This is a genomic window from Arthrobacter sp. MDT2-34-1, assembly GCF_059091365.1.
The window spans coordinates 1,225,295-1,249,212 of record NZ_JBNHGO010000001.1 but is presented as its reverse complement, the minus strand read 5'-3'; the positions used below and the strand labels follow the sequence as shown (position 1 = coordinate 1,249,212).

At 68.6% G+C, this 23,918-nt stretch carries 23 protein-coding genes; 13 read left to right on the top strand and 10 right to left on the bottom strand.

The window, feature by feature from the left end; translation table 11 throughout:
- Window positions 1–7 precede the first annotated feature (7 nt).
- The 3 genes from rimI to AC5RVV_RS05670 all read left to right on the top strand — a co-directional run bounded on the left by rimI (window position 8) and on the right by AC5RVV_RS05670 (window position 2,876).
- The gene (gene rimI / locus AC5RVV_RS05680) at window positions 8–577 is read left to right on the top strand and encodes a ribosomal protein S18-alanine N-acetyltransferase (protein WP_494001287.1); all 570 of its coding nucleotides are present in this window, start codon (window positions 8–10) and stop codon (window positions 575–577) included.
- A complete protein-coding gene (gene tsaD / locus AC5RVV_RS05675) occupies window positions 574–1,641 on the top strand; it encodes a tRNA (adenosine(37)-N6)-threonylcarbamoyltransferase complex transferase subunit TsaD (RefSeq protein WP_494000405.1) in 1,068 nt (355 codons plus the stop codon). The genes rimI and tsaD overlap by 4 nt, the downstream gene beginning before the upstream one ends.
- Before the next feature lie 149 nt (window positions 1,642–1,790).
- Window positions 1,791–2,876, top strand: coding sequence for a substrate-binding domain-containing protein (locus AC5RVV_RS05670; RefSeq protein WP_494000404.1), 1,086 nt, complete (start codon window positions 1,791–1,793; stop codon window positions 2,874–2,876).
- A 20-nt stretch (window positions 2,877–2,896) separates the two neighbouring features.
- On the opposite strand, the gene AC5RVV_RS05665 is transcribed toward AC5RVV_RS05670, so the two are convergent.
- The 5 genes from AC5RVV_RS05665 to AC5RVV_RS05645 all read right to left on the bottom strand — a co-directional run bounded on the left by AC5RVV_RS05665 (window position 2,897) and on the right by AC5RVV_RS05645 (window position 7,561).
- A complete protein-coding gene (locus AC5RVV_RS05665) occupies window positions 2,897–3,472 on the bottom strand; it encodes a hypothetical protein (protein ID WP_494000403.1) in 576 nt (191 codons plus the stop codon).
- Window positions 3,473–3,482: 10 nt separating this feature from the next.
- Window positions 3,483–4,631, bottom strand: coding sequence for a zinc-dependent alcohol dehydrogenase (locus AC5RVV_RS05660; protein WP_494000402.1), 1,149 nt, complete (start codon window positions 4,629–4,631; stop codon window positions 3,483–3,485).
- A gap of 136 nt (window positions 4,632–4,767) precedes the next feature.
- Window positions 4,768–4,974, bottom strand: coding sequence for a hypothetical protein (locus AC5RVV_RS05655; RefSeq protein ID WP_494000401.1), 207 nt, complete (start codon window positions 4,972–4,974; stop codon window positions 4,768–4,770).
- A gap of 86 nt (window positions 4,975–5,060) precedes the next feature.
- Window positions 5,061–6,209, bottom strand: a complete 1,149-nt coding sequence (locus AC5RVV_RS05650; protein WP_494000400.1) for a glutamate--cysteine ligase — start codon at window positions 6,207–6,209, stop codon at window positions 5,061–5,063.
- Window positions 6,210–6,298: 89 nt separating this feature from the next.
- Window positions 6,299–7,561, bottom strand: coding sequence for a THUMP-like domain-containing protein (locus AC5RVV_RS05645; protein WP_494000399.1), 1,263 nt, complete (start codon window positions 7,559–7,561; stop codon window positions 6,299–6,301).
- Window positions 7,562–7,716: 155 nt separating this feature from the next.
- Here AC5RVV_RS05645 and AC5RVV_RS05640 point away from each other — a divergent pair, with 155 nt between their 5' ends.
- A complete protein-coding gene (locus tag AC5RVV_RS05640) occupies window positions 7,717–7,911 on the top strand; it encodes a hypothetical protein (protein WP_494000398.1) in 195 nt (64 codons plus the stop codon).
- Between the two features lie 85 nt (window positions 7,912–7,996).
- Window positions 7,997–8,596, top strand: a complete 600-nt coding sequence (locus tag AC5RVV_RS05635) for a maleylpyruvate isomerase N-terminal domain-containing protein (RefSeq protein WP_494000397.1) — start codon at window positions 7,997–7,999, stop codon at window positions 8,594–8,596.
- 84 nt (window positions 8,597–8,680) lie between these two features.
- On the opposite strand, the gene AC5RVV_RS05630 is transcribed toward AC5RVV_RS05635, so the two are convergent.
- From AC5RVV_RS05630 to AC5RVV_RS05615, 4 genes are read right to left on the bottom strand one after another with little or no spacing between them, the layout of a single operon-like run.
- Window positions 8,681–9,439: an iron ABC transporter ATP-binding protein gene (locus AC5RVV_RS05630; protein WP_493979500.1), complete on the bottom strand. Its 759-nt coding sequence runs from the start codon at window positions 9,437–9,439 to the stop codon at window positions 8,681–8,683.
- Window positions 9,436–10,443, bottom strand: coding sequence for an iron chelate uptake ABC transporter family permease subunit (locus AC5RVV_RS05625; protein WP_494000396.1), 1,008 nt, complete (start codon window positions 10,441–10,443; stop codon window positions 9,436–9,438). The genes AC5RVV_RS05630 and AC5RVV_RS05625 overlap by 4 nt, the downstream gene beginning before the upstream one ends.
- Entirely contained in the window at window positions 10,436–11,464 is a 1,029-nt protein-coding gene (locus AC5RVV_RS05620) for an ABC transporter permease (RefSeq protein WP_494000395.1), read from the bottom strand. Before AC5RVV_RS05620 ends, AC5RVV_RS05625 begins: the two co-directional genes overlap by 8 nt.
- A 52-nt stretch (window positions 11,465–11,516) precedes the next feature.
- Window positions 11,517–12,467: a siderophore ABC transporter substrate-binding protein gene (locus tag AC5RVV_RS05615; protein WP_494000394.1), complete on the bottom strand. Its 951-nt coding sequence runs from the start codon at window positions 12,465–12,467 to the stop codon at window positions 11,517–11,519.
- A gap of 341 nt (window positions 12,468–12,808) precedes the next feature.
- Here AC5RVV_RS05615 and groES point away from each other — a divergent pair, with 341 nt between their 5' ends.
- The 3 genes from groES (at window position 12,809) to guaB (ending at window position 16,602) form a co-directional block, all read left to right on the top strand.
- Window positions 12,809–13,105: a co-chaperone GroES gene (gene groES / locus AC5RVV_RS05610; protein WP_127511177.1), complete on the top strand. Its 297-nt coding sequence runs from the start codon at window positions 12,809–12,811 to the stop codon at window positions 13,103–13,105.
- 133 nt (window positions 13,106–13,238) lie between these two features.
- Entirely contained in the window at window positions 13,239–14,843 is a 1,605-nt protein-coding gene (gene groL, locus AC5RVV_RS05605; RefSeq protein ID WP_494000393.1) for a chaperonin GroEL, read from the top strand.
- A 253-nt stretch (window positions 14,844–15,096) separates the two neighbouring features.
- On the top strand, window positions 15,097–16,602 hold the full coding sequence (gene guaB, locus AC5RVV_RS05600) for an IMP dehydrogenase (protein WP_494000392.1): 1,506 nt from the start codon (window positions 15,097–15,099) through the stop codon (window positions 16,600–16,602).
- 55 nt (window positions 16,603–16,657) lie between these two features.
- Here guaB and AC5RVV_RS05595 read toward each other — a convergent pair whose 3' ends face one another.
- Window positions 16,658–17,479, bottom strand: coding sequence for a hypothetical protein (locus tag AC5RVV_RS05595; RefSeq protein WP_494000391.1), 822 nt, complete (start codon window positions 17,477–17,479; stop codon window positions 16,658–16,660).
- 419 nt (window positions 17,480–17,898) lie between these two features.
- Here AC5RVV_RS05595 and AC5RVV_RS05590 point away from each other — a divergent pair, with 419 nt between their 5' ends.
- The 5 genes from AC5RVV_RS05590 to guaA all read left to right on the top strand — a co-directional run bounded on the left by AC5RVV_RS05590 (window position 17,899) and on the right by guaA (window position 23,903).
- Window positions 17,899–19,038: a GuaB3 family IMP dehydrogenase-related protein gene (locus tag AC5RVV_RS05590; RefSeq protein ID WP_494000390.1), complete on the top strand. Its 1,140-nt coding sequence runs from the start codon at window positions 17,899–17,901 to the stop codon at window positions 19,036–19,038.
- Window positions 19,039–19,066: 28 nt separating this feature from the next.
- Complete coding sequence (locus AC5RVV_RS05585; protein WP_494000389.1) at window positions 19,067–20,791, top strand: glycerol-3-phosphate dehydrogenase/oxidase; 1,725 nt, start codon at window positions 19,067–19,069, stop codon at window positions 20,789–20,791.
- A 51-nt stretch (window positions 20,792–20,842) separates the two neighbouring features.
- Window positions 20,843–21,733, top strand: a complete 891-nt coding sequence (locus tag AC5RVV_RS05580) for an SURF1 family protein (protein ID WP_494000388.1) — start codon at window positions 20,843–20,845, stop codon at window positions 21,731–21,733.
- A 5-nt stretch (window positions 21,734–21,738) separates the two neighbouring features.
- Entirely contained in the window at window positions 21,739–22,230 is a 492-nt protein-coding gene (locus AC5RVV_RS05575; RefSeq protein ID WP_494000387.1) for a DUF3817 domain-containing protein, read from the top strand.
- Window positions 22,231–22,313: 83 nt separating this feature from the next.
- A complete protein-coding gene (gene guaA, locus AC5RVV_RS05570; RefSeq protein ID WP_494000386.1) occupies window positions 22,314–23,903 on the top strand; it encodes a glutamine-hydrolyzing GMP synthase in 1,590 nt (529 codons plus the stop codon).
- Window positions 23,904–23,918 lie beyond the last annotated feature (15 nt).

Genomic DNA, 23,918 nt, shown 5'->3' with positions numbered 1-23,918 from the left:
CCGGCCGATGACCGAGGCCGACGTGCCGGCCGTGGACGCGCTGGAACGGAGGCTGTTCCCGGACGACGCGTGGCCGACGGAAATGTTCTACGAGGAACTGGCACAGGACACCCGCAGCTACTTCGTGGCCCAGGACGCGCTCGGCACGGTGATCGGCTACGCCGGGCTGATGTGCGTGCGGCCGATCGCCGATGTGCAGACCATTGCGGTGGTCCCCGAGCGCGAGGGGCAAGGCATCGGCACCACGTTGCTGACCCTGCTGATCGACCTGGCACGCAGCCAGCGGGCCGACGACGTCTTGCTGGAAGTGCGCGCGGACAACCCCCGGGCGCAGCGGCTCTACCGCTGGTTCGGCTTCGAGCAGATCCATGTGCGCCCGCGCTACTACCGGGGCGGTGTTGATGCCCTGATCATGCGGCTGCGCCTCAAGGACTGGGCAGGTGCTCCCGGCACCGAGGCCCGCACCGGCACCGACGGCGGCACCGGGACCGGCGGCGGCACCGATGGCGGGACCGGCGGCGGCACCGGGACCGGCCGGACAACCCACGAACCCGAGACGACGGAGGACACGCCATGAACCGCACCGAACCGCTGGTGGTGGGCATCGAGTCCTCCTGCGACGAAACGGGCGTGGGCATCGTCCGCGGGGATACGCTCCTGGCCAACACGGTGTCCTCCTCGATGGAGGAACACGTGCGCTTCGGCGGGGTGATCCCGGAAATCGCCTCGCGCGCCCACCTCGACGCCTTCATCCCGACGCTGGAACAGGCGCTGGACACGGCCGGGGTCACCCTCGGCGAGGTGGACGCGCTCGCGGTGACCTCCGGCCCCGGGCTGGCCGGTGCCCTGATGGTCGGCGTGTGCGCGGCCAAGGCCCTGGCGCTGGCCACCGGCAAGCCGCTGTACGCCATCAACCACCTGGTCGCCCATGTGGGCGTCGGCGTGCTGGACGGGGGAGCGCTGCCGGAGAACCTGGGCGCGCTGCTGGTCTCCGGCGGACACACGGAGATCCTGCGCGTGCGCTCGCTGACCGACGACGTCGAACTGCTCGGCTCCACCATCGACGACGCGGCGGGTGAAGCCTACGACAAGGTGGCCCGCATCCTGGGCCTGGGCTATCCCGGCGGCCCGGCGATCGACAAACTGGCGCGGGAGGGCGACCCGAGGCGCATCCGGTTCCCCCGCGGACTGAGCCAGCCCAAGTACATGGGCTCGGCCGAGGCCCCCGGCCCGCACCGCTATGACTGGTCCTTCTCCGGCCTGAAGACGGCCGTGGCCCGCTGCGTGGAGCAGTTCGAGGCCGCCGGGGAACCCCTGCCGGTGGCCGACATCGCCGCGTCCTTCCAGGAAGCCGTGGCGGACGTCATCACCGCGAAGGCGATGCTGGCCTGCACGGAGAACGGCATCACCAACCTGCTGCTCGGCGGCGGCGTTGCGGCGAACTCGCGGCTGCGGGCGCTGACCGAGGAACGCTGCGCGGAGCACGGCATCTCCCTGCGGGTGCCGCCCGTGTCCCTGTGCACGGACAACGGGGCGATGGTCGCCGCGCTCGGCGCCCAGGTGGTCATGGCCGGCGGCAGGCCCTCGGGTCTGGAATTCGCTCCGGATTCGTCCATGCCGGTCACCAGCGTGCACCTCTAGGGCGATCCGGCCCGCGCCCGCCGCGCAGGACGCACACCGTCTATCCCAATCCTCGGCGGGGTCCTAGGCTGAAACCACGGCGGGGCACGCCGGCCCCTCCTCACAACTCTCCCATCCGGTCGGACGGCGGAACGACGGAGGTCAACGTCATGGGATCTTTTGCCGGACGAATGAAACTGCCGGCGGCGGTGGCCGTCACGGCGGCACTCCTGCTGACGTCCTGTTCCCGCACGGGTGAAGAAACGGGAGAGGGGCCGGAAGCGGGAGGCGCCGGAGGCTTCGAGAGCGGCTCCTTGATCGGCGTGTCCCTCTCCGCCGACACCGCGTACGCCGAAGCGCTGTTCACCGAACAGATCGAGGGCTCAAACTTCGAACCGAATGTCCAGGTTGCCGAAACCGCCGCTGAACAGCAGCAACAAATCAGCACCATGCTCGAGGGTGAACCGGAGGTGCTGATCGTGGACCCGGCAGACCCGGCAGGCCTGGGGGAGCAGTTGGCCGCGGCGCAGGAGGCGCAAATCCCGGTCATCGCGTTCGGCACCATGGTCACGGGCACCGGCGCGGTCGGCTACCTGGTGGGCGCGGATGCCTTCCAAACCGGTGAGCTCCAGGCCCAGGCACTGCTCGACGGGCTGGCCGAACGGCAGGGCGAAGGACCCTACAACGTCGAGCTGTTCAGCGGCCACCCGGACGACGGCGGCGCGCGTCTGGCGTTCGACGGAGCCATGAGCGTGCTGCAGCCCAAGATCGACGACGGCACCGTGGCCGTGCTGTCCGGCCAGACGGATTTCGAGGCAACCGCCGGCGAAAACCCGGATGCGGCGGCAGAACGGCTGGCCGGCCTGTTGCAGGAGGAATATGCCTCCGATGACGTGCACGGCATCCTGGCCGCCGATGACGCCACCGCCCAGGCCCTCATCCGGGCCGCCGAAGACGGCGGGCAGGACTCCGCCGTCGTCGTCGGCAGCGGATCCGCCCCGGAAGCCGTGGAATCAATCATGGCCGGCAAGCAGTACGCCACCACCTACGCCGACCCAGCGGCCATGGTGGGGGAGGCCCTGACGGTCGTCAAAGGGTTCGCGCAGGACGATGCACCCGAGGCCGACGAGGAAGAGTCTTACGGCAACGCGCAAACCAGCGTGGCCGCCTACCTGACCGAAGCGGAGCCGGTCACCAAGGAGAACGCCGCGGAGGTCTTCGCCGACAACCAGGAGCTGCTCCAGCTCGTCAAGTAGACGCCGCGGGATCTTCCCGTTCAGGCGCGCAGGCGCCGGGCCAGGCCCCTGGCCGCCAGCGCGGCCAGGCCGCCTGCCGCCAGCCAGGGACCGGCCACGATGACCGGGTCGAGCCACTGGTGGCTCAGGTCGGCACGCTTCGCCCCGGTCCGGGAGGCCAGCCCGTGATGGCTGAACTCGCTGCGCACACCGGATTCGGTGACGGGATTGTCCGGACGCAGGGTCGCGAAGGAGCGGAGGTGGCTTTCCCAGGCGTCGACCCGGTCGGCGGCCAGCAGGATCACCCAGTGGGCCGCCCGCGCCTCGCTGTACTTCCGGTAGGAGTACCGCCGCAGGGCGCCCGAGAGTCCCTTGGGCGGCGTCGACGTGCCGAAGACGGGCGTCAGCATGCGGTGCTCAAGGGATCGCTCGCGCGGCCATTTCTCCTCCTGGCGGTCGGGAAAGTCCCAGTGTGCGCCGGTGGCTCCGGGATCGAAGCGTTCCTTCGGCACGGCCGGACGGTCCTTCGGATCCAGGTCGGCACCCCAGCCCGGGATCCGGGCGCGGAGTTCTTCGCTGGTATGCCTGCGCTCGGGTTTTTCGGCTCTGTAGGGCATCGGGGGTCTCCTAGCCGGCATCGGGCACGATGAGCGGCTTGATGCAGCCATCGAGTTTCGACGAGAAAATGTGATAACCGTCGGAGATATGCTCCAGCGGTATGCGGTGGGTAACGATGTCGTTGGGTTTCAGGTAACCGTTGCGGATGTGCTCGAACAGCCGCGGCCACTGGCGCTTGACCGGGCACTGGTTCATCCGCAGCGTCAACCCTTTGTTCAGGGCGTCCCCGAACTTCACCGCGCTGAACATCGGCCCGTAGGCACCCATCACGGAAATAGTCCCGCCCTTGCGGACCGAATCGATGGCCCAGTTCAGGGCGACGGGCGAGCCGCCCTGCAGCTTGAACTTGGCGGAGGTGAGGTGCTGGGTCAGGTTGCCGTCCGCCTCGGCGCCCACGGCGTCGATCGCCACGTCCGCTCCCAGGTCATCCGTCACCTTCTTCAGGTGCACCACGATGTCGTCATGCTCGACGAAGTTGTAGGTCTCCGCATGCGCGAAGGAACGGGCCATCTCCAGCCGGTACTCCAAGTGGTCGATGACGATCACGCGCCCTGCTCCCATGAGCCAGGCGGACTTTGCGGCAAACAACCCCACCGGTCCGGCCCCGAACACCACCACGGTGTCGCCTTCGACGATGTCGCCCAACTGCGCCCCAAAGTAGCCGGTGGGCAGGGCATCGGTGAGCATCACGGCGTCCTCGTCGTCCATCCAGTCCGGGATCAGGGCGGGGCCGACGTCGGCGAAGGGCACCCGGACGTATTCGGCCTGGCCGCCGTCGTAGCCTCCGCAGGTGTGGGAGTAGCCGTAGATGGCGCCCACCGCCGTGGCATTCGGATTCACGTTGTGGCAGTTGGAGTACAGGCCCCGCGCGCAGAAGTAACAGGAACCGCAGTACACGTTGAACGGCACCATGACCCGGTCGCCGGGTGCGAGGTTCCGGACCGACGGCCCCACCTCGTAGACCACGCCGATGAACTCGTGGCCGAAGGTCATCCCGACCCGGGTATCGGGCATCATGCCGTGGTAAAGGTGCAGGTCCGAGCCGCAGATACCGGCCAGCGTCACCCGGACTATGGCATCGTTGGGGTGTTCAATGGCGGGAATGTCTTTTTCTTCTACCCGGGTCTTGTAGGGCCCGCGGTACACCATGGCTCTCATCGGTGCCTCCTGGGGGAAGCGGATAGTCGAGTGCCCGCAAGCTTCACACGCCCGGCAAGCAACGGTCAAGGCCCTCAGGCGTCCGGGAGGCCCCCCGCCCGGGAGACCGTGTTGCCGGAGACCGGCGTGGCCGGTCCTAGGCGCCGTCTTCCGGGTCCCGCGGGGAGGCCGGTTCCTTGTCCCCGTCTTCCGCCCGGTCCTCGGGCCCGCGGTCGACGTCCGGTTCGATGGCGGCAGCCAGGCCGGCCGAGCCGGCGTGCGGCGGCGCGTCGGAATCCTGCTCCGGATCCGGGGCGTCCGCCTGGTACAGCGCCTCGTCGTCAGCGTGCTTGTCCCCGGCCATGCCCAGCCCTTTCCCGCATCCGGCTCTGTATTCCCTGGGGCAGAGCCTACGCCTGTTCGGGACCAAACGGGACCGGTTTCCGGCTCTCAGTTGCTCCCGCGAAGCTGGCTGACCACGTCGAGGACGACGGCGCGCAGGTCGCCGCCGTGTTCCGCGGCAACCCTGCGCTGGCGCTGGTAGCCGGCGCCGGCTTCGAGGATCTTCTCCACGTCTGCCAGTTCGTCGCTGCAGCCAAGCTTTCGGGCGACCGGTTCCAGCCGGTTCAGCACGTGTTCGCGCAGGTGCTCCGTGACCGGCATTTCCTTGCCGGCGGCGTTGAGGATGATGATGGCGTCCATGCCGTAGCGGGCGGCACGCCACTTGTTCTCCTGCACGTGCCACGGCGGCATGGTGGGGATGGCCCAGCCGTTGTCCAGGGCGGTGGAGAACTCGTCCACCAGGCATTGCGTCAGCGCGGCCACGGCCCCGACGTCCTGCAGGGTGGACAGCCCGTCGCACACCCGCATCTCGATGGTGCCCAGCGCGGGAACCGGCCGGATGTCCCAGCGGATCTCGCTGATCGTGTCGATCACCCCGGTGGTGAACATGTCCTCGACGTAATCCTCGTACACCGCCCAGCTGGGGAACTGGAACGGCAGCCCCGCGGTGGGCAGCTGCTGGAACATCAGCGCGCGCTGCGAGGCGTAGCCGGTGTCCTCTCCCGCCCAGAAGGGGGAGGAGGCGGAGATCGCCTGGAAGTGCGGGAAATAGTTGACGAGCCCGTCCAACACCGGCAGGGCCTTGTCCCGGTGGTCCAGGCCCACGTGCACGTGCACGCCGTAAATCACCATCTGGTGCCCCCACCACTGGGTACGGTCGATCAGCTTGGCGTACCGTTCCTTGTCGGTGACCGGCTGCAACCGCGGCGCGGCAAACGGATGGCTGCCCGCGCAGAAAAGCTCCACCCCCATCGGGTCGGTGACGTCGCGGACGGCCGCCAGGGCGCTGCTCAGGTCCGCTTTGGCCTCGCGGACGGTGTTGCAGACGCCGGTGACCAGCTCCACGGTGTTCAGCAGCAGCTCTTGCTTCACGTGCGGGTGCTCGTCATCGTCCCGCAGCTCCGGATGCCCGGCGCGGACGGCGTCCAGCACCTGCTCGGCCACCGAGACCAGTTCGCCGGTCTGGGCATCCACCAGCGCCAGCTCCCACTCAACCCCGAGGGAGGATTGGGCGGACCGTGCGAAATCGATGTACAAACGTTGCTCCGTCTTTGGCTGGACCGGCTGCCGCCGGAGGTATGCGTCTGCTGGGGCCGCGGGGCCAGACACAGCTTGATTCTAGTGCGTCAGGGCCTGGCGCTGCGCTCGCGGCTGCGGGCGCCGGCGGCGGGAACGGGCTCGACGACGATGGCGATCCGGTCCTCGCCGACCCTCGTCAGCACCAGGGTCGCCTTGTTCGGCCCCTTGCCGGAACCGGTCAACAGGGTCTTGCGCAGCTCGTCCGGTGCAACCGACGTGCCGCGCTTCTTGATCTCCAGCGTGCCGATCCGGCTCGCCTTCACCCAGGCCTTGAGCTTCTTGACGTTGTACGGCTTGACCTCCAGCACCCGGTACGCCCGGGCGAACGGCGATGGCTGCAGCTGCGGGGCGCAGATGTAGGCGATGTGCTCATCCAGCAGGTGCCCGCCCAGCCCGCGGGCCAGGTCGGCCACCAGCCCGGCGCGGATCACGGCGCCGTCGGGCTCGTACAGGTACCCCGCCGCCGGTCCGATCGCCACGTCCTGGTTGGCCGGGTCGTAGCCGACGGCGCTGGTCAGCTCGGCGGTGCCGCCGGCTCCGGTGACTAATGCCGCCCGCCGGATGCCCGGCCGCGCCAGCCGGTTGAACCACAGCGCCGCCTCGACCACGTCGCCGTCGACGGATACCCATTGGGCCTCGCAGTTGTCGGGCAGCGCCTCATGGGGAATCCCCGGGCCGAGCTTGACCCCGACCGGCATTCCCCGGTCAGCCAGCCTCTCCACGAAGGACAGCGGCGGAGAAAACGCCTCCGGGTCGAAGATCCGGGTGGTGCCCGAGGCCGTCGTCGTCCGCCGCGCCGGGTCCAGCCACACGCCGTCGATCCCGGTGAGGTCCAGTCCCTCCGCATCGGCATTGACCACGGTCGCGGTCGGCCACGGCATCAGGTTGATGGTGGCCACCGCGGCGGTGGTCTCGTCCCGTTCCACGGCGGTGACTCTGCGGTCCAGGCTGGCCAGCGCCATGGCGTCCGCGCCGATTCCACAGCCCAGGTCCGCGACGTGCTCCACCCCGGCGGCTTGGAACCGCCGCGCGTGCAGGGCCGCGATGTTCAGCCGCGTGGCCTGTTCCAGCCCCGCCGTGGTGAACAGCATTTTCTCCGCGAACGGACCGAACTTCGCCTTGGCCTTCGCACGCAGGCGGGACTGTGTCATGGCGGCTGAGACCAGTTCGGGGGAGTGGCCGGCCTTGCGCAGTTCGGTGCCGGTGTGCAGGCTCTCCGCTTCGGAATAGGGGCCGAGCGAATTCAGCAGCTCCCAGCCTTCCGGAGTGAGAATCGGTGCAATGCTCTCGGCGTGGGTCTCGGGTGCCATGGTTTCAAGCCTAGTGCAGCGGATTCAGGCGGCCGACGCAGGCAGGCGGACCGGCCGATTCGTGCCTTAAAAGCGGCGATGGGTAGTTCTCCCCATGGCGGGATATGCTGGGACTCCGTAGGGTCGGTAAGGAAGCTTACTGTGAGGAGGCGTGCATGATGTCCACATCCATCGACGGGTACGACATTGATACAGACGCTTGCCAAGCCGAGATTGAAGCGGAACTTGGCGAGCTGATCGAAGCCGGCAACAGGGCACACCGGGGCTGGCAGGCCCTCTGGGATGACGTCGCCGCAGGCGTCGCTGCACCTGCCCCGGGCTGGAAGCCGGAGCTGCGGCGCCTCGCCTGAACGACTCCTGCAATCATTCCCGGCCGGACCGGTTAGGACGAAGGGGACGCTGGTCGCGGCCGCCTGCCGGCCGTAGCATGGGCGCATGATCGAATCGGCGGCAACGTTCCTGTCCGCGGGCCGGTACTTCCGCGAGGTGCTGGCAAACGTGCCGCCGACCGCATGGAACGCACCCGGGCTGGACGATTGGAGCGTCCGGACGCTCGCCGGACATACCAGCCGGGCGCTGTCCACGGTGCTGACCTACCTGGGGCGCCCCGCCAAGACTGTCCAGGTGGAATCGGCCGCGGACTATTACCTGGCCACCGGACTGGCCAATGATCCCGGCGTCACCGAACGGGCCGTGGCAGCCGGCAAGGAGTTGGGCCCGCACCCGGTGGACATGGTGGACCGGCTGCTGGCCCAGCTGGAAAACACGCTGCCGCTGACCGAGGACCGGGTCATCGAGACGGCCGCCGGCGGGATGCGCTTCAGCGACTACCTGCCCACCCGGATCTTCGAACTTGCGGTGCACACGCTCGACCTGTCCCGGGCCTGCGGCCTGGTGGCGGAGCTGCCGCGCGGCGTGGAGCTGGAAGCCGGGCGGCTGGCCATGGAGATTGCCGCCGAACGCGGCGACGGGGCGCAGGTGCTGCTGGCCCTGACCGGGCGAACCATGCTGCCCGGCGATTTTTCCGTGGTCTGACGCCGTGTCGCCCTGCCGACCCTGCCGGCCTCGCCGGCCGGGCCCTCCGGGGCCCCGTGGCGGCAACAACTCCGCCGTCCGGCCTCAGGCGAAGTAGACGCCGATCCTGTTGCCCTCGATCTCCTCGATGCGGATGTCGATGTCGTACACGTCGCGCAGCACGTCCGGCTGCATGATCTGCGCCGGCGGGCCCTGGTGCACCAGGCGGCCGGAGCGCATGGCGATGATCGAGTCCGAGTAGCAGGACGCGAAGTTGATGTCGTGGATGACCAGCACCACGGTCTTGCCCAGCTCATCGGTCAGCCGGCGCAGCAGCCGCATCATCTCCACCGAGTGCTTCATGTCCAGGTTGTTCAGCGGTTCGTCCAGCAGCAGGTAATCGGTGTCCTGGGCCAGCACCATGGCGATGAACGCCCGCTGCCGCTGGCCGCCGGAGAGTTCGTCCACGAACTTGTCCGCCATCGACGTCAGGTCCAGGTACGCCAGCGCCTGCTCGATCTGGACGAGGTCGGCCGGCCCCGGCCGGCCGTTGTTGTGCGGGAAACGGCCGAAGCCCACCAGATCCCGTACGGTCAGGCGGACGGTCAGCTGGTTGTCCTGGCGCAGGATGGCCATCTTGCGGGCCAGTTCCTTGCCCGCGGTCTTGCCGACGTCGAGCCCGTCGATGGTCACCGCCCCGGCGTCCATGGGCAGCAGCCGGGAGACCATGGACAGCAGCGTGGACTTGCCGGCGCCGTTCGGCCCGATGATCGAGGTGATGCCGCCGTCCTTGATGTAGCAGCTGACGTCGTCCACCACGGTCTGCGTGCCGTAGGTCTTGGAGACTCCGGAGACGTGGATCATTTGATGGAGCCTTTCAGCAGCAGGGCGATGAACAGGATGCCGCCGGCGAATTCAATGACGATGCTCAGCGCGGTATCGAAACTGAACACCTGCTCGAGGACCAGCTGGCCGCCGACCAGGGCGATGGCGCCCAGCAGCACGGCGATGGGCAGCACGTACACGTGCCGGAAGTGCGAGCACAGCAGGTAGGCCAGGCTGGCCACCAGCAGGCCAAAGAACGTGATCGGTCCCACCAGTGCGGTGGATACGGCCACCAGGATGGCGCAGAGCATCAGGACGGTGGTGACGGCCCGCCGGTGGTCAACGCCCAGGTTCAGCGCCGTGTCCCGGCCCAGCGCCAGCACGTCCAACTGCCGGCGCATCCGCCAGACCGGGACGGTGGCCGCGGCCACGGCCAGCGCGGACACGGCCAGCAGCACGCCGTCCACGTTGTTGAAGCTGGCGAAGAAAAGGTCCTGCAGGATGATGAATTCGCTCGGGTCGATCAGCCGCTGCAGCAGCGAGGAGATGCCGCGGAACATGGTCCCGAACACGATGCCCACCAGCAGCATCAGGTGCAGGCTCTTGCCGCCGCCGGTGAACAGCCAGCGGTAGATCAGGAAGGAGAAGCCCACCATCAGCATCACTTCGATCACGAAGCGCACCGGCGCGCCCAGGCTCAGCAGCGCCTGCCCGCCGATCGCGAAGGTCAGCCCGGTCTGGATCAGCATGTAGAGGGCATCGAAGCCCATGATCGACGGAGTCAAAATCCGGTTGGCGGTCACCGTCTGGAACAACACCGTGGACACGCCCACGGCGTACGCCACCAGCAGCATCGAACCGACTTTGATGGCACGCCGGGGCAGGATGTAGCCGAGGTTGCCGCGCAGGTCGATGGTCATGAACACCGCCACGAGGGCGGCCGTCAGCAGGCCCAGCAGGATGATCCAGGTCCGCGGCCGGACCGTGGTGAGGGTGCGGCGCTTGCGCTGCGTCAGGGCGGCGGGAAGTACCGAATCAGCCATTCTTGCGGGTCCTCAGCAGCAGGTAGAGGAAGACGGCGCTGCCGACGGCGGAGACGATCACGCCCACCGGGATTTCGTAGGGGTAGCGGATGGTGCGGCCGATGATGTCGCACAGCAGCACAAAGCCCGCACCGAAGACCGCAACCCAGGGAACCGCGCGGCGGGCGCTGTCGCCGAACGCCAGCGACACCAGGTTGGGCACCACCAGCCCCAGGAACGGAATGGCGCCGATGTTGACCACCACCACGGCGCTGATCAGCGAGACGATGACCAGCCCGAGCGTCAGGATCCGGCCGTAGTGCAGGCCCAGATTGGTGGAAAATTCCTGCCCCATGCCGGCCATCGTGAAGCGGTCCGCGCACAGGTAGCCGATCACCGCGAGCAGCGCGACAATCCAGAGGAGCTCGTAGCGGCCGCGGAGCACACCGGAGAAGTCGCCGATCATCCAGCTGTTCAGCGTCTGCAGCAGGTCAAAGCGGTAGGCAAAGAACGTGGTCACCGCGGCGATGACGCCGCCCAGCATGATGCCCACCAGCGGCACGATGAGCGTGTTGCGCAGCGGGATCCGGCGCAGCACCAGCAGGAACAGGCCGGTCCCGGCGGCCGCGAACACGGTCGCCACGGACATCTTGGCCAACAGGGTGGCACCGGGGATCGCCACCGTGACCACCAGGATGCCCAGCGAGGCAGACTCCACGGTGCCCACGGTGGACGGCTCCACGAATTTGTTCCGCGCCATCAGCTGCATGATCAGCCCGGCAATCCCCAGCGCCGCGCCGGCCAGGATGACCGACAGGGTGCGCGGCAGCCGGCTGATCCAGAAAATGTCCCAGGCCTTCTGGTCGCCGGCCAGCAGGGCAGGCAGCGACACGTCGCTGACGCCCACAAACATGCTGGCAATGGCCAGGACGACGACGGCGGTGGCCGCCCAGGCGAGCTGGGACCCGGATCCGCGGGCGCGGGAGCGTCCCGCCGCGGCTGCTGCCGCCGGGGCCGGACTGGAAATCGTGGAGGAAGCCATGGGTCGGGCCACCGCGCAGGCCGCCGGCGGAACACCGGCGGCCGTACGGGTGCTACTTCGTGACGGCTGCCTGGACGGCGCTGATCATGGCGTCCGTATTATTCAGGCCGTAGCCCACTAGGTACCAGGAGGCCGAGTCCAGATAGGTGATGCTGTCGTTCTTGGCGGCGCTGGTGCCGTTGACCAGGTCGTTGTCCAGGACGGCCGCAGCGGCTTCCCCGGATTCGCCGACGGCGGAGTCGCGGTCGATCACGAACAGGTGGTCCGGGTTGGCCTCGGCGACGAATTCGTGCGAAATGGCCTCGCCGTGCGGGCCCTCGGACTTCACATCGGCGGCGGTCTGCACGCCCAGGACATCGTGCACGATGCCGAAGCGGGACCCTGAGCCGTAGGCCGTCATCTCGCCGCCGCTCGTCATCAGCACCAAACCGGTGCCGGCGTCGGCAGCTGCGGCCTTGGTGTCCTCGATCCGGGTGTCGATGGCCGCCAGCTTTTCTTCGACTTCGGCTTCCTTGCCGAAGATCTCGCCGAGGGTCGCGGAGACTTCCTTGAAGCTCTCGATCGGAGCGGCGGTGTCCACGCTCAGGTCGATGGTCGGGGCGATTTTGCTCAGCTCCCCGTAGGCCTCGGCGGTGCGGCCCGAGATGATGATCAGGTCGGGTGCGCCTTCGCTGATGGCCTCGAAGTCGGGTTCCTTCATGGAGCCGATCTTGGTGTATTCGTCGCCGGCGTACTGCGCCAGCGATTCGGGGAACACGGCCGCCTCCGGGACGCCGTCGACCTCGACGCCGAGGGCGGTGAGGCTGTCCAGCACCCCGAGATCGAAGGTGTAGACCGTCTCCGGGTTCACCGGCACGTCGGTGGTGCCGGAGGCGTGCTCAACGCTGATCGTCTCGGCACCGGTGCCTGCCGCGGCGTCGGTCTGCTGGCCGCAGGCGCTCAGGGCGAGCATGGAAACGGCTGCGGTCATGGCCACCAGGCCGGACTTCAGGGGCTTTTTCACTGACTCTCCATTGTTCGTCAACGCCGTCCCGGGCGGGTACCGGCATTAGGCAACATAAACGTTTGCTATTTGCGCGCAGCTTGAAAGCTACCGGGTTAGGTTAGCCTTACGCAACTTGGCCGGTTGACGGAGGCGCCGATCTTCGTCACATAGGCGGCGGCGCGGAAACCGGAGGGCCCGCCGCTGGCACTCGCCTTGACCGAGTGCTAATCCTTCTCATAGAGTCGCAGTTAGCACTCACCCCGTGTGGGTGCTAACAAGGAACCGCCTGCCGGCACCGCGACGACGGCAGACATCTCCTTGGCCAACCTATTCGTAGCGCATGAAAAGGAGAGAGCCGAGTGTCGGTCTCCATTAAGCCTCTTGAGGATCGTATTGTTGTCCAGCCGCTCGAAGCAGAGCAGACCACGGCCTCCGGCCTGGTCATTCCGGACACCGCCAAGGAAAAGCCGCAGGAAGGCAAAGTTGTCGCGATCGGCCCCGGCCGCGTCGATGACAATGGCAACCGGGTTCCCGTTGACGTAGCCGAGGGTGACGTCGTCATCTACTCGAAGTACGGCGGAACCGAGGTCAAGGTCGGCGGGGAAGAGTACCTGGTGCTCTCCGCCCGCGACGTGCTGGCCATCGTCACCAAGTAAGGCCCATCAGCTGAGTCCGGCGGCTCGGGCGCGCGCAGTCGACGCCCGCAGCCGGAATCACGGACAACCGAAATGCCCCGGCTGCCTCCTCTAGCAGCGCAGCCGGGGCATTTTGCGTGAAAGGAACAAATTCATGGCAAAGCAGTTGGAGTTCAACGACGCCGCCCGCAAGGCGCTGGAAGCCGGCGTCGACAAGCTCGCCAATACCGTCCGGGTCACCCTCGGCCCGCGTGGCCGCAACGTGGTCCTGGACAAGAAGTGGGGCGCCCCCACCATCACCAACGACGGCGTGACCATCGCCCGCGAGGTGGAACTCGACGATCCGTACGAGAACCTCGGCGCGCAGTTGGCCAAGGAAGTCGCCACCAAGACCAACGATGTTGCCGGTGACGGCACCACCACCGCTACCGTCCTGGCCCAGGCGCTGGTGAAGGAAGGCCTCCGCAACGTGGCCGCCGGCGCCGCCCCCGGCGCCCTCAAGCACGGCATCGAGGTAGCGGTCGAGGCCGTTGCCGCCCGCCTGCTGGAGAACGCCCGCGAGGTCGAAGGCAGGGTCGCCGAGGTCGCCACCATCTCCGCCCAGAGCCCGGAGGTCGGCAAACTGCTGGCCGAAGCGTTCGACAAGGTGGGCAAGGACGGCGTCATCACCATCGAAGAGGGCTCCAGCATGGAGACCGAACTGGTGCTCACCGAGGGCATGCAGTTCGACAAGGGCCTGCTGTCGCAGTACTTCGTCACCGACCAGGAGCGCCAGGAGGCAGTCCTCGAGGACGCGCTGATCCTGATCTCCCAGGGCAAGATCTCCACGGTGCAGGAGTTCCTGCCGCTGCTGGAAAAGGTGCTGCAGGCCAACAAGCCGCTGTTCATCATCGCCGAAGACATCGACGGCGAGGCCCTGTCCACCCTGGTGGTCAACAAGATCCGCGGCACCCTCAACGTTGCCGCCGTAAAGGCGCCGGGCTTTGGCGACCGCCGCAAGGCCATGCTGCAGGACATCGCGGTGCTCACCGGCGCCCAGGTCGTGTCCGCGGACCTCGGCCTGAAGCTGGACCAGGTGGGTCTCGAGGTGCTGGGCACGGCACGCCGCATCACCGTCACCAAGGACAACACCACCATTGTTGACGGCGCCGGCTCCGAGGCCGACGTGGCCGACCGCGTGTCCCAGTTGCAGGCGGAGGTGCTGCGCACCGATTCCGATTGGGACCGTGAGAAGCTCCAGGAGCGGCTGGCCAAGCTGTCCGGCGGCATCGGCGTGATCAAGGTCGGCGCTGCCACCGAGGTCGAAATGAAGGAGAAGAAGCACCGGATCGAGGACGCTGTGTCCTCCACCCGCGCTGCCCTGGAAGAAGGCATCGTGGCCGGTGGCGGCACCGCCCTGGTGCACGCCGCCCAGGCTCTGGACACCGACCCGAACGTGCTGGCGCTCGAGGGCGACGCAGCCACCGCCGTCGGCCTGGTCCGCCGCGCGCTGGCCCAGCCGCTGCGCTGGATCGCCGAAAACGCCGGCCACGAGGGCATGGTCGTCGTCTCCAAGGTGGGCGACATGGAGCTCAATAACGGCTTCAACGCCGCTACCGGCGAATACGAGGACCTCGTCGCCGCGGGCATCATCGACCCGGTGAAGGTGACCCGCTCGGCCCTGCGCAACGCGGCCTCGATCGCGGCACTGGTGCTGACCACCGAAACCCTGGTCGTCGAGAAGCCGGCCGAAGAGGACGGGCACAACCACCAGCACTAGCGCACGCCGCCGGCTGTTGGTCGGGCTTCGCCCGTCCGGAGGGGATCCTGCCCGTGCAGGGTCCCCTCCGTCGTCGTGGGGTCCGGGGTGGTGAAAGCCCCGGAGCCGGGCGCGCACGTTAGCTCCGCCACATCGGTTGCCGCGGGAAATAGTGGGCAGGGCGGAATCGTTTTAGGATGTAACCAACCCCGGAACCCGATCCCCGCTGTCGGTGACCGGCGGCCGCCACCGGTATCGCTCGAAAGGCCCTGCAGTGTCCGAAGAATTCAATCCGTTCGCTTTCGAGGGTCTGACCTACGACGACGTGCTCCTGCTGCCAGGCCCGACGGATGTGATTCCGTCCGAGGCCGATACCAGCTCCCGCCTGACCCGCCGCATCACGGTCCAGACCCCGCTCCTCTCCGCCGCCATGGATACCGTGACGGAATCGCGGATGGCCATCGCCATGGCGCGCCAGGGCGGCCTGGGCGTCATCCACCGCAACCTGTCCATCCAGGACCAGGCCGAGCACGTGGACCGGGTCAAGCGCAGCGAGTCCGGCATGATCACCAACCCGGTGACCATCGCCCCGGACGCCACGCTGGCCGAACTGGACGAACTTTGCTACAACTACCGCGTGTCCGGACTGCCCGTGGTGGACTCCGAGGGCAAGCTGGTGGGCATCTGCACCAACCGCGACACCCGTTTCGTGCCCCGCGCCGACTATCCCACCACCAAGGTGCACGAGGTGATGACCTCCATGCCGCTGATCACGGGCAAGGTGGGCATCAGCCGCCCGGAAGTCATCGAACTGCTGGGCAAGAACCGGATTGAGAAACTCCCGCTGGTGGACGACGCCGGCATGCTGCAGGGCCTGATCACCGTCAAGGACTTCGACAAGGCGGAGCAGTACCCGCTGGCCACCAAGGACGACGACGGCCGGCTGCGCGTCGGCGCGGCTGTGGGCTTCTTCGGCGACGGCTACGAGCGCTCGATGACCATGATCGAGGCCGGCGTGGACGTCCTCGTGGTGGACACCGCCAACGGCCACAGCCAGGGCGTACTGGACATGATCGCCCGGCTGAAAAAGGACCCGGCCGCGGCCCACGTTGACGTGATCGGCGGCCAGGCCGCCACCCGCGAGGGCGCACAGGCGCTGGTCGACGCCGGTGCCGACGCCATCAAGGTGGGCGTGGGGCCGGGCTCCATCTGCACTACCCGGGTGGTGGCAGGCGTTGGCGTACCGCAGATCACGGCGATCTATGAGTCGGCCAAGGCGGCCATCCCGGCGGGCATCCCGGTGATTGCCGACGGCGGCCTGCAGCACTCCGGCGACATCGGCAAGGCCCTGGTCGCCGGCGCGGACACGGTGATGCTCGGCTCGCTGCTGGCCGGCGCCGCGGAATCCCCGGGGGACCTGGTGTTCGTCAACGGCAAGCAGTTCAAGGCCTACCGCGGCATGGGCTCGCTGGGGGCCATGCAGACGCGCGGGAAGAACACCTCCTACTCCAAGGACCGCTACTTCCAGGCCGACGTGCCCGACGACGAGAAGCTGATCCCCGAGGGCATCGAAGGCCAGGTGCCGTACCGCGGCCCGCTCTCGGCCGTCGCGCACCAGCTGGTCGGCGGACTACGCCAGACCATGTTCTACACCGGTGCCCGCAACATCGCCGAGCTGAAGGCCAAGGGCAAGTTCGTGCGGATCACCGCGGCGGGGCTGAAGGAGTCCCACCCGCACGACATCATGATGACCGTGGAGGCACCGAACTACAAGCGGTAGTCCCGCAGTCGCCGGTGGCGCCGTTCCCCGCACCGGGGCAGCGGCGCCACTCGCGTTAACCAGCGGCAGGACCTTCGCCGGCGCCCCGCGACCAGCCCCGCGTATGGACGGGACAGCGCCTCGGCTCGTGCGCCCGGGCGTGCGCGCGGCCGCCGACCGCGGCGCGGGTGAGCCAACGGAGCCGGCGTCGGAAGATCAGGAGCGCGAGGAGCACGAGGGCCGCGGTGTCTGGCCAGCGCGGCGCCGGCCAGTTATCCGGCGCGGGCGGATACGCCCCATCGGCCAATCCGGCGGCCCGCTCGAAGTGGTTGCGCGAGGAGGGGAACAGCGCCCCGTCGATGATGTACGCCGCCGGAAAGGCGAACGGGCCGGCGAGCAGATTGGCTACGGCCCACTGGTCAACATGCCGTGACTCGTGGAGGGCGAGGGCCTCGTCCCCGGTCCGGGTCTGGGAGATGTTCGGGCCGTAGCGGACATACTGGCCTTCATCGGCAATGCCATATCCGTTGACGCTCAGTGGACCGGCCGGGTCCACCGGCGGCATCCACGCAACGAACACGTCCCCGAGCATTGTTCCGCCACCGCTGGTGCGCGGCGGGGGCCAGAACATGACCAACAGCGACGGTCCCGCGCACGCTTCCATATCAAGGCTGCGCCCGGTCAGGACCCCGACGCCGCTGATGGGGGCCACCAGAAAATCGCGGGTGATGCGCCACGGGGCCGGCGGTGAAATCTGCAGGCGCGGCTCGGGCTTGATCTGCCCGTCGGCAGTGATATGGCTGTGGCAAACGATCTGCGGGGAGAGTGCCTCCTGGACCCGGGCTCCGGCTCCGGCGACCAGGAGGGCCGCCACCACAAAGAGGGCTGTGCCGCGCACCCGCTGGTGGGAAGCGCAAACGGTACACGATGCGGCTCGCCGCAACCGGCGCGAATGAAGGGAGGGCATGGACCAGACCAGCCCGGCGATGCCAAAACACAGGGTGGCCGCCAAGCGGCTCGCGAACGGTCGCATGCGCCCGACGGACCGCCGGAATCTTCCTCCCATGACTGACCACTTCCCGCTCCGGCTACCTGCGGCCGGCCCGCGGCAACCGTCAAGAGAGGGGGCCTGCGGTGCGCTTGCCGGCCGTGCGGCAGGTCGAGCGTACCGCCTGCGCCGGGACGACGCCAGCAGTCGGAACAGGAGAGCCGTGCAGCCGTCACGAGGGGGTCCGCCCTGTCCGCCAGGCGCCGGCGAAAGTCCTGTCCCTGCCCGTTGCAAGGTGAAGCGTTCCAGTGGTGGGATAACCTAGAGCTGTGACTTACGAGATTGAAATTGGCCGTGGCAAGCGTGGGCGCCGAGCCTACTCCCTCGATGACGTGGCGATCGTCCCCTCGCGCCGGACGCGCGATCCCAAGGACGTCTCGGTCAGCTGGCAGATCGATGCCTACACGTTCGACGCGCCGGTCATCGCCGCGCCGATGGACTCGGTCATGTCGCCCGCCACCGCCATCGCGCTGGGCAAGCTCGGCGGCCTGGGCGTCCTCAATCTCGAGGGCCTGTGGACCCGGTACGAGGATCCGCTGCCGGTGCTGGACGAGATCGCCGCGCTGGGCACGGAGAACTTCAGCCCGGCCGCGACCAAGCGGATGCAGGAGCTCTACTCCGCCCCCGTGCAGCCGGAACTGATCACCTCCCGGCTGGCCGAGATCCGGGAAGCCGGGGTGACCGTGGCCGGCTCGCTGACGCCGCAGCGCACCCAGGAGTTCTACAAGACCGTGGTGGCCGCCGGCGTGGACATCTTCGTGATCCGCGGCACCACCGTCTCCGCCGAACACGTCTCCAAGACGCAGGAACCGCTGAACCTGAAGCAGTTCATCTACGAGCTGGACACGCCCGTGATCGTCGGCGGCGCCGCCGGCTACACCCCGGCGCTGCACCTGATGCGCACCGGTGCCGCCGGCGTGCTGGTGGGCTTCGGCGGGGGAGCGACGACGACCACGCGCCGGGCGCTGGGCATCCACGCCCCGATGGCCTCGGCGATCTCCGATGTGGCGGCCGCGCGCCGGGACTACATGGACGAATCGGGCGGCCGCTACGTGCACGTGATCGCCGACGGCGGCGTGGGCTTCAGCGGCGACATCGTCAAGGCCATCGCCATGGGGGCGGACGCCGTGATGCTCGGTTCCGCGCTGGCCCGGGCGGAGGAAGCTCCGGGCCGCGGCTGGCACTGGGGCCAGGAGGCCCACCACGACGAACTGCCCCGGGGCGACCGCGTGAACGTGGGAACCGTCGGACCGCTGGAGCGGGTGCTGCACGGCCCGTCCAACCACACCGACGGAACCTCCAACCTGGTCGGTGCGCTGCGCCGGTCGATGGCGACCACCGGGTACTCGGACCTGAAAGAGTTCCAGCGCTGCGAAGTGGTGCTGGCCCCGATCCAGGCCCGCGACTGATCCGACCATGCTGGGAGGCTGATAGGCGATGACCACCGGAGCCCTGAGTCCCGAGAGCCGCGAGCAGGCGCTGGCCGCGCTGCGCGCCACACAGGAGCGCGGGGCCGAGCTGGACGTGCTGATCGTCGGCGGCGGGGTGGTGGGCGCCGGGGCCGCCCTGGACGCGGTCACCCGCGGGCTGGACGTGGGCATCGTGGAGGCCCGGGACTGGGCCTCGGGCACGTCGTCGCGGTCTTCCAAGCTGATCCACGGCGGGCTGCGGTACCTGGAGATGCTGGATTTCGCCCTGGTCCGCGAGGCGCTGCAGGAACGGGGACTGCTGTTGGAGCGGATCGCGCCGCACCTGGTGCGCCCGGTGCCGTTCCTGTACCCGCTGACCAGGCGGTACGTGGAGCGGCCCTACGTCGGCGCCGGCGTGGCCTTGTACGATGCCCTGGCCATCGCCTCCGGGCGCGGCCGCGGCGTCCCCTTCCACAAACACCTCTCCCGGCGGGGAACCCTCCGGGCGGCACCCAGCCTGAAGAAGGACGCCATGGTGGGGTCCATCCGCTACTACGACGCGCAGGTGGACGACGCCCGGCTGGTGGTCAACCTTGTCCGCACCGCGGCGGCGTTCGGGGCGCACGCGGCAAACCGGTTGGCGGTGGTCGACTTCCTGCGCGAGGGCGAACGCGTGGTCGGGGCCCGGGTGCGGAACCAGGAGGACGGCAGCGAGTTCAACATCCGGGCCAAGCAGGTGGTCAACGCCACCGGCGTGTGGACGGACGAGACCCAGGCCATGGTGACCGAACGGGGCCAGCTGAGCGTCCGTTCTTCCAAGGGAATCCACCTGGTCGTGCCGCGGGACCGGTTCCAGTCCACGGTGGGGCTGATCCTGCGCACCGAGAAGTCGGTGCTGTTCGTGATTCCGTGGGGGCGGCACTGGATCATCGGCACCACCGATACCGACTGGAATCTGGACAAGGCCCATCCGGCGGCCTCGTCCAAGGACATCGACTACCTGCTGGAACACGTCAACCGGGTCCTCCAGCGCCCGCTCACCCGGGAGGACGTCGAGGGAGTCTACGCCGGGCTCCGGCCGTTGCTGGCGGGCGAGAACGATTCCACCGCCAAGCTCTCGCGCGAACACGTGGTGGCGCACCCGGTCCCCGGGCTCGTGGTGGTGGCCGGCGGCAAGTACACCACGTACCGCGTGATGGCCAAGGACGCGGTGGACGAGGCGGCCCGGGCCCTCGACGAGCGCGTCCCGCCCAGCTGCACGGACACCATCCCCCTGCTCGGCGCCTCCGGTTTCAAGGCGGCCTGGAACAGGCGCAGCCGCATGGCGGACCGCACCGGCATCCACGTTGCCCGGGTGGAACACCTGCTCAACCGGTACGGAGCCATGGCCGGCGATGTGCTGGACATCATCACCGAACGGCCGGAGCTGGCCGAACCGCTGCCCGGCGCCGACGACTACCTGGCGGCCGAGGTGGTCTATGCGACCACGCACGAGGGAGCCCGGCACATCCACGACGTGCTCACCCGCCGGACCCGGATCTCCATCGAGGCCTGGGACCGCGGCGTCTCCGCCGCCCCGGTCGTCGCCCGGCTGATGGCGCCCCTTCTCGACTGGAGCGAAGGACAGGTGGAACGCGAGGTGAAGCACTACCTGGCCCGGGTCGAAGCCGAACGGCTCAGCCAGGAGCAGCCCGACGACGTCACGGCCGACAGCGCCAGGATGGGCGTCGACGACATCGTTCCGCTGGCCTGAGGGCACCGGGCAGGATTCGTTTTCTACATGGTTGCGAAGTACCTTTAATGGGTGCTCAAGACTGCCCTGAAACCCCGCTGGATAGCGGCCCTGGTGCTTGCGCTGGCGCTGTCCACGGTGTTCGTGCTGCTGAGTCAGTGGCAGTTTTCCACGTCGCAGAGCGAACCGCCCCCGCCCCCGGGCGAGACCGAAACGGTCAAGCCGCTCACCGACGTCTTTGAACCGGGCATCCCGATGACGGCCGCCACCGCGGACCAGATGGTCACCTTCGACGGCAGCTTCGTCCAGGGCGGGCAGGTGCTGGTCCGGAACCGCCTGCAGGACGGCGAAGAAGGCCTCTGGGTGGTCGACCCGTTCACCGTGGACGGCGTGGAGCAGTTTGGCGAAGACGTGGTCATCCCCGTGGTGCGCGGCTGGGTCGAGGAACCGGCGGATGCCGTTCCCGCCCCGGACGGTGAGGCCACCGTCGTCGGGCGGCTGCTGCCCACGGAAGCCCCGCTGCCCGGAAGCCTGCCCGCCGGCCAGGTGGCTTCGCTGTCGGCGGCCGAGCTGATCAACCGCTGGAACGCGCCCGGCTACTCCGGCTTCGTGGTCGGGACCGGCTTCACCGTGGGCGGCACGGACCTTGGCACCGCGACCGAGGGGACTTTGATGCAGCCGGTGGTTGTCGGACCGCAGCCGCAGGAAGCGCCGGTCAACTGGATGAACGTCTTCTACGCGGTGGAATGGGTGGTGTTCGCCGGATTCGCCATCTTCCTCTGGTGGCGGCTGGTGGCCGACGACTACCGCCGCGACCTGGAGGCGGCCGAAGACGCGGCCGAAGCGGCCCGCCATGCAGCCGAATCCGGGCGGGGGAGCGCGGCGGGCCCCTCCGGCGCCCGCCAGGGCGGCGCCGCCGCCGCCGACCAGACCACACCCAGCTCACCCCACACAACGAGGTAGTCCACGTGACCGAAAACGCCCCCGACCGTTCCGCCGCGACCCAGCGTCCGGTCAAACGCCGCTTCGGCGGAACCCACGCCCAGATCCGCTCCGCCCTGACCTTCTACAAGGTCACCTCCTACATCACCGGCATCATGCTGCTGCTGCTCTGTGTGGAGATGGTGCTGCGGTACGGCTTCAACCTGTTCCTGTTCGCCGGGGCCACCAACACCCTGACGGGCGAGACCTTCGCGCTGGGCCTGGCGCAGGCCGAACCGTCCGTGATCGACGGCCTGAACCTGTCCATCGCGGTGCTGATAGCGCACGGCTGGCTGTACGTGCTGTACCTGATTGCCGACTTCCGGCTCTGGTCGCTGATGCGCTGGCCGTTCAGCAAGTTCGTGCTGATCGCCCTGGGCGGCGTCATCCCGTTCCTGTCCATCATCCTGGAACGCAAGGTGCACCGCGAGGTGGAAGAAGAACTGGCCGCCCATCCCGAAGCCGCCAAGCGCTACTGACCGGAGCCTGGCGTGCGCTACCTCACGCAGCGGGGGCGGACGCCGGAGTGCGAGGCGCCGGACCCGGCGACTATCCTGTAAGGGTGACTACTCCTCCCCCCGCCACTACGGACCACCGGCCCGTCCTCGTCGTCGACTACGGGGCCCAGTACGCGCAGCTGATCGCCCGCCGCGTGCGCGAGGCCAACGTGTATTCCGAGATCGTTCCGCACACCTACACCACCGAACAGCTGATGGCCAAGAACCCGGTGGCCATCATCCTCTCCGGCGGGCCCTCCAGCGTCTACGCCGAAGGAGCGCCGAGGATCGGCGCGGACCTGTTCGAAGCCGGCGTCCCGGTGTTCGGCATCTGTTACGGCTTCCAGGCCATGGCGAACGCCCTGGGCGGCAAGGTGGCCAGGACCGGGCTGCGCGAGTACGGTGCCACGGACGCCACCGCGGTGGGGGAGGGGCGGTCCATCCTGGCCGGGGTGCCCTCCGTCCAGAACACCTGGATGAGCCACGGCGACTCGGTGCAGGAAGCACCTGCAGGCTTCGACGTGCTGGCCAGCACGGCCGGCGCCCCGGTGGCCGCCTTCGCGAACGACGAGAAGAAGCTGTACGGCGTGCAATGGCACCCCGAGGTCAAGCACTCGGCCCACGGCCAGCGCGTGTTGGAGAACTTCCTGTTCCGTGGTGCCGGGCTCGAGCCCAACTGGACCACCGGCAACATCGTGGAGGAGCAGGTGGAGCGCATTCGCGCCCAGATCGGCGACTCCCGCGTGATCTGCGGGCTGTCCGGCGGCGTGGACTCCGCCGTCGCCGCGGCCCTGGTGCAGCGCGCGGTCGGCGACCAGCTGACCTGTGTCTTTGTGGACCACGGACTGTTGCGCGAGGGCGAAGCCGAGCAGGTGGAGCGTGACTTTGTCGCGGCCACGGGCGTGAAGCTGTACGTAGCCAACGAACAGCAGCGCTTCCTGTCCGCGCTGGCCGGCGTCACCGACCCGGAGACCAAGCGCAAGATCATCGGCCGCGAGTTCATCCGCGCCTTTGAAGCCGCCGAAAAGGCCGTGCTGGCCGAGGCGGCCGCCGAGGGGGAGTCGGTGAAGTTCCTGGTGCAGGGCACGCTCTACCCGGACGTGGTCGAGTCCGGCGGCGGCGAAGGCGCCGCGAACATCAAGAGCCACCACAACGTGGGCGGGCTGCCCGAGGACCTGCAGTTCGAGCTGGTGGAACCGCTGCGGACGCTGTTCAAGGACGAGGTCCGCGCGGTCGGCGCCCAACTGGGCCTGCCGGCCGAAATCGTCGGACGCCAGCCCTTCCCCGGACCGGGTCTTGGCATCCGGATCATCGGCGAAGTCACCCAGGAGCGGCTGGACCTGCTGCGCAAGGCGGACGCGATCGCGCGCGCCGAACTGACCGCTGCGGGCCTGGACCAGGAAGTCTGGCAGATGCCGGTGGTCCTGCTGGCCGACGTGCGCAGCGTGGGCGTTCAGGGCGACGGCCGCACCTACGGACACCCGATCGTGCTCCGTCCGGTCTCCTCCGAGGACGCGATGACCGCAGACTGGTCGCGGCTTCCCTACGACCTGCTGGCCAGGATCTCCAACCGCATCACCAACGAAGTGGACGGCGTTAACCGCGTGGTGCTCGACGTGACGAGCAAACCGCCGGGAACCATCGAGTGGGAGTAGCCACAACGGGCGACC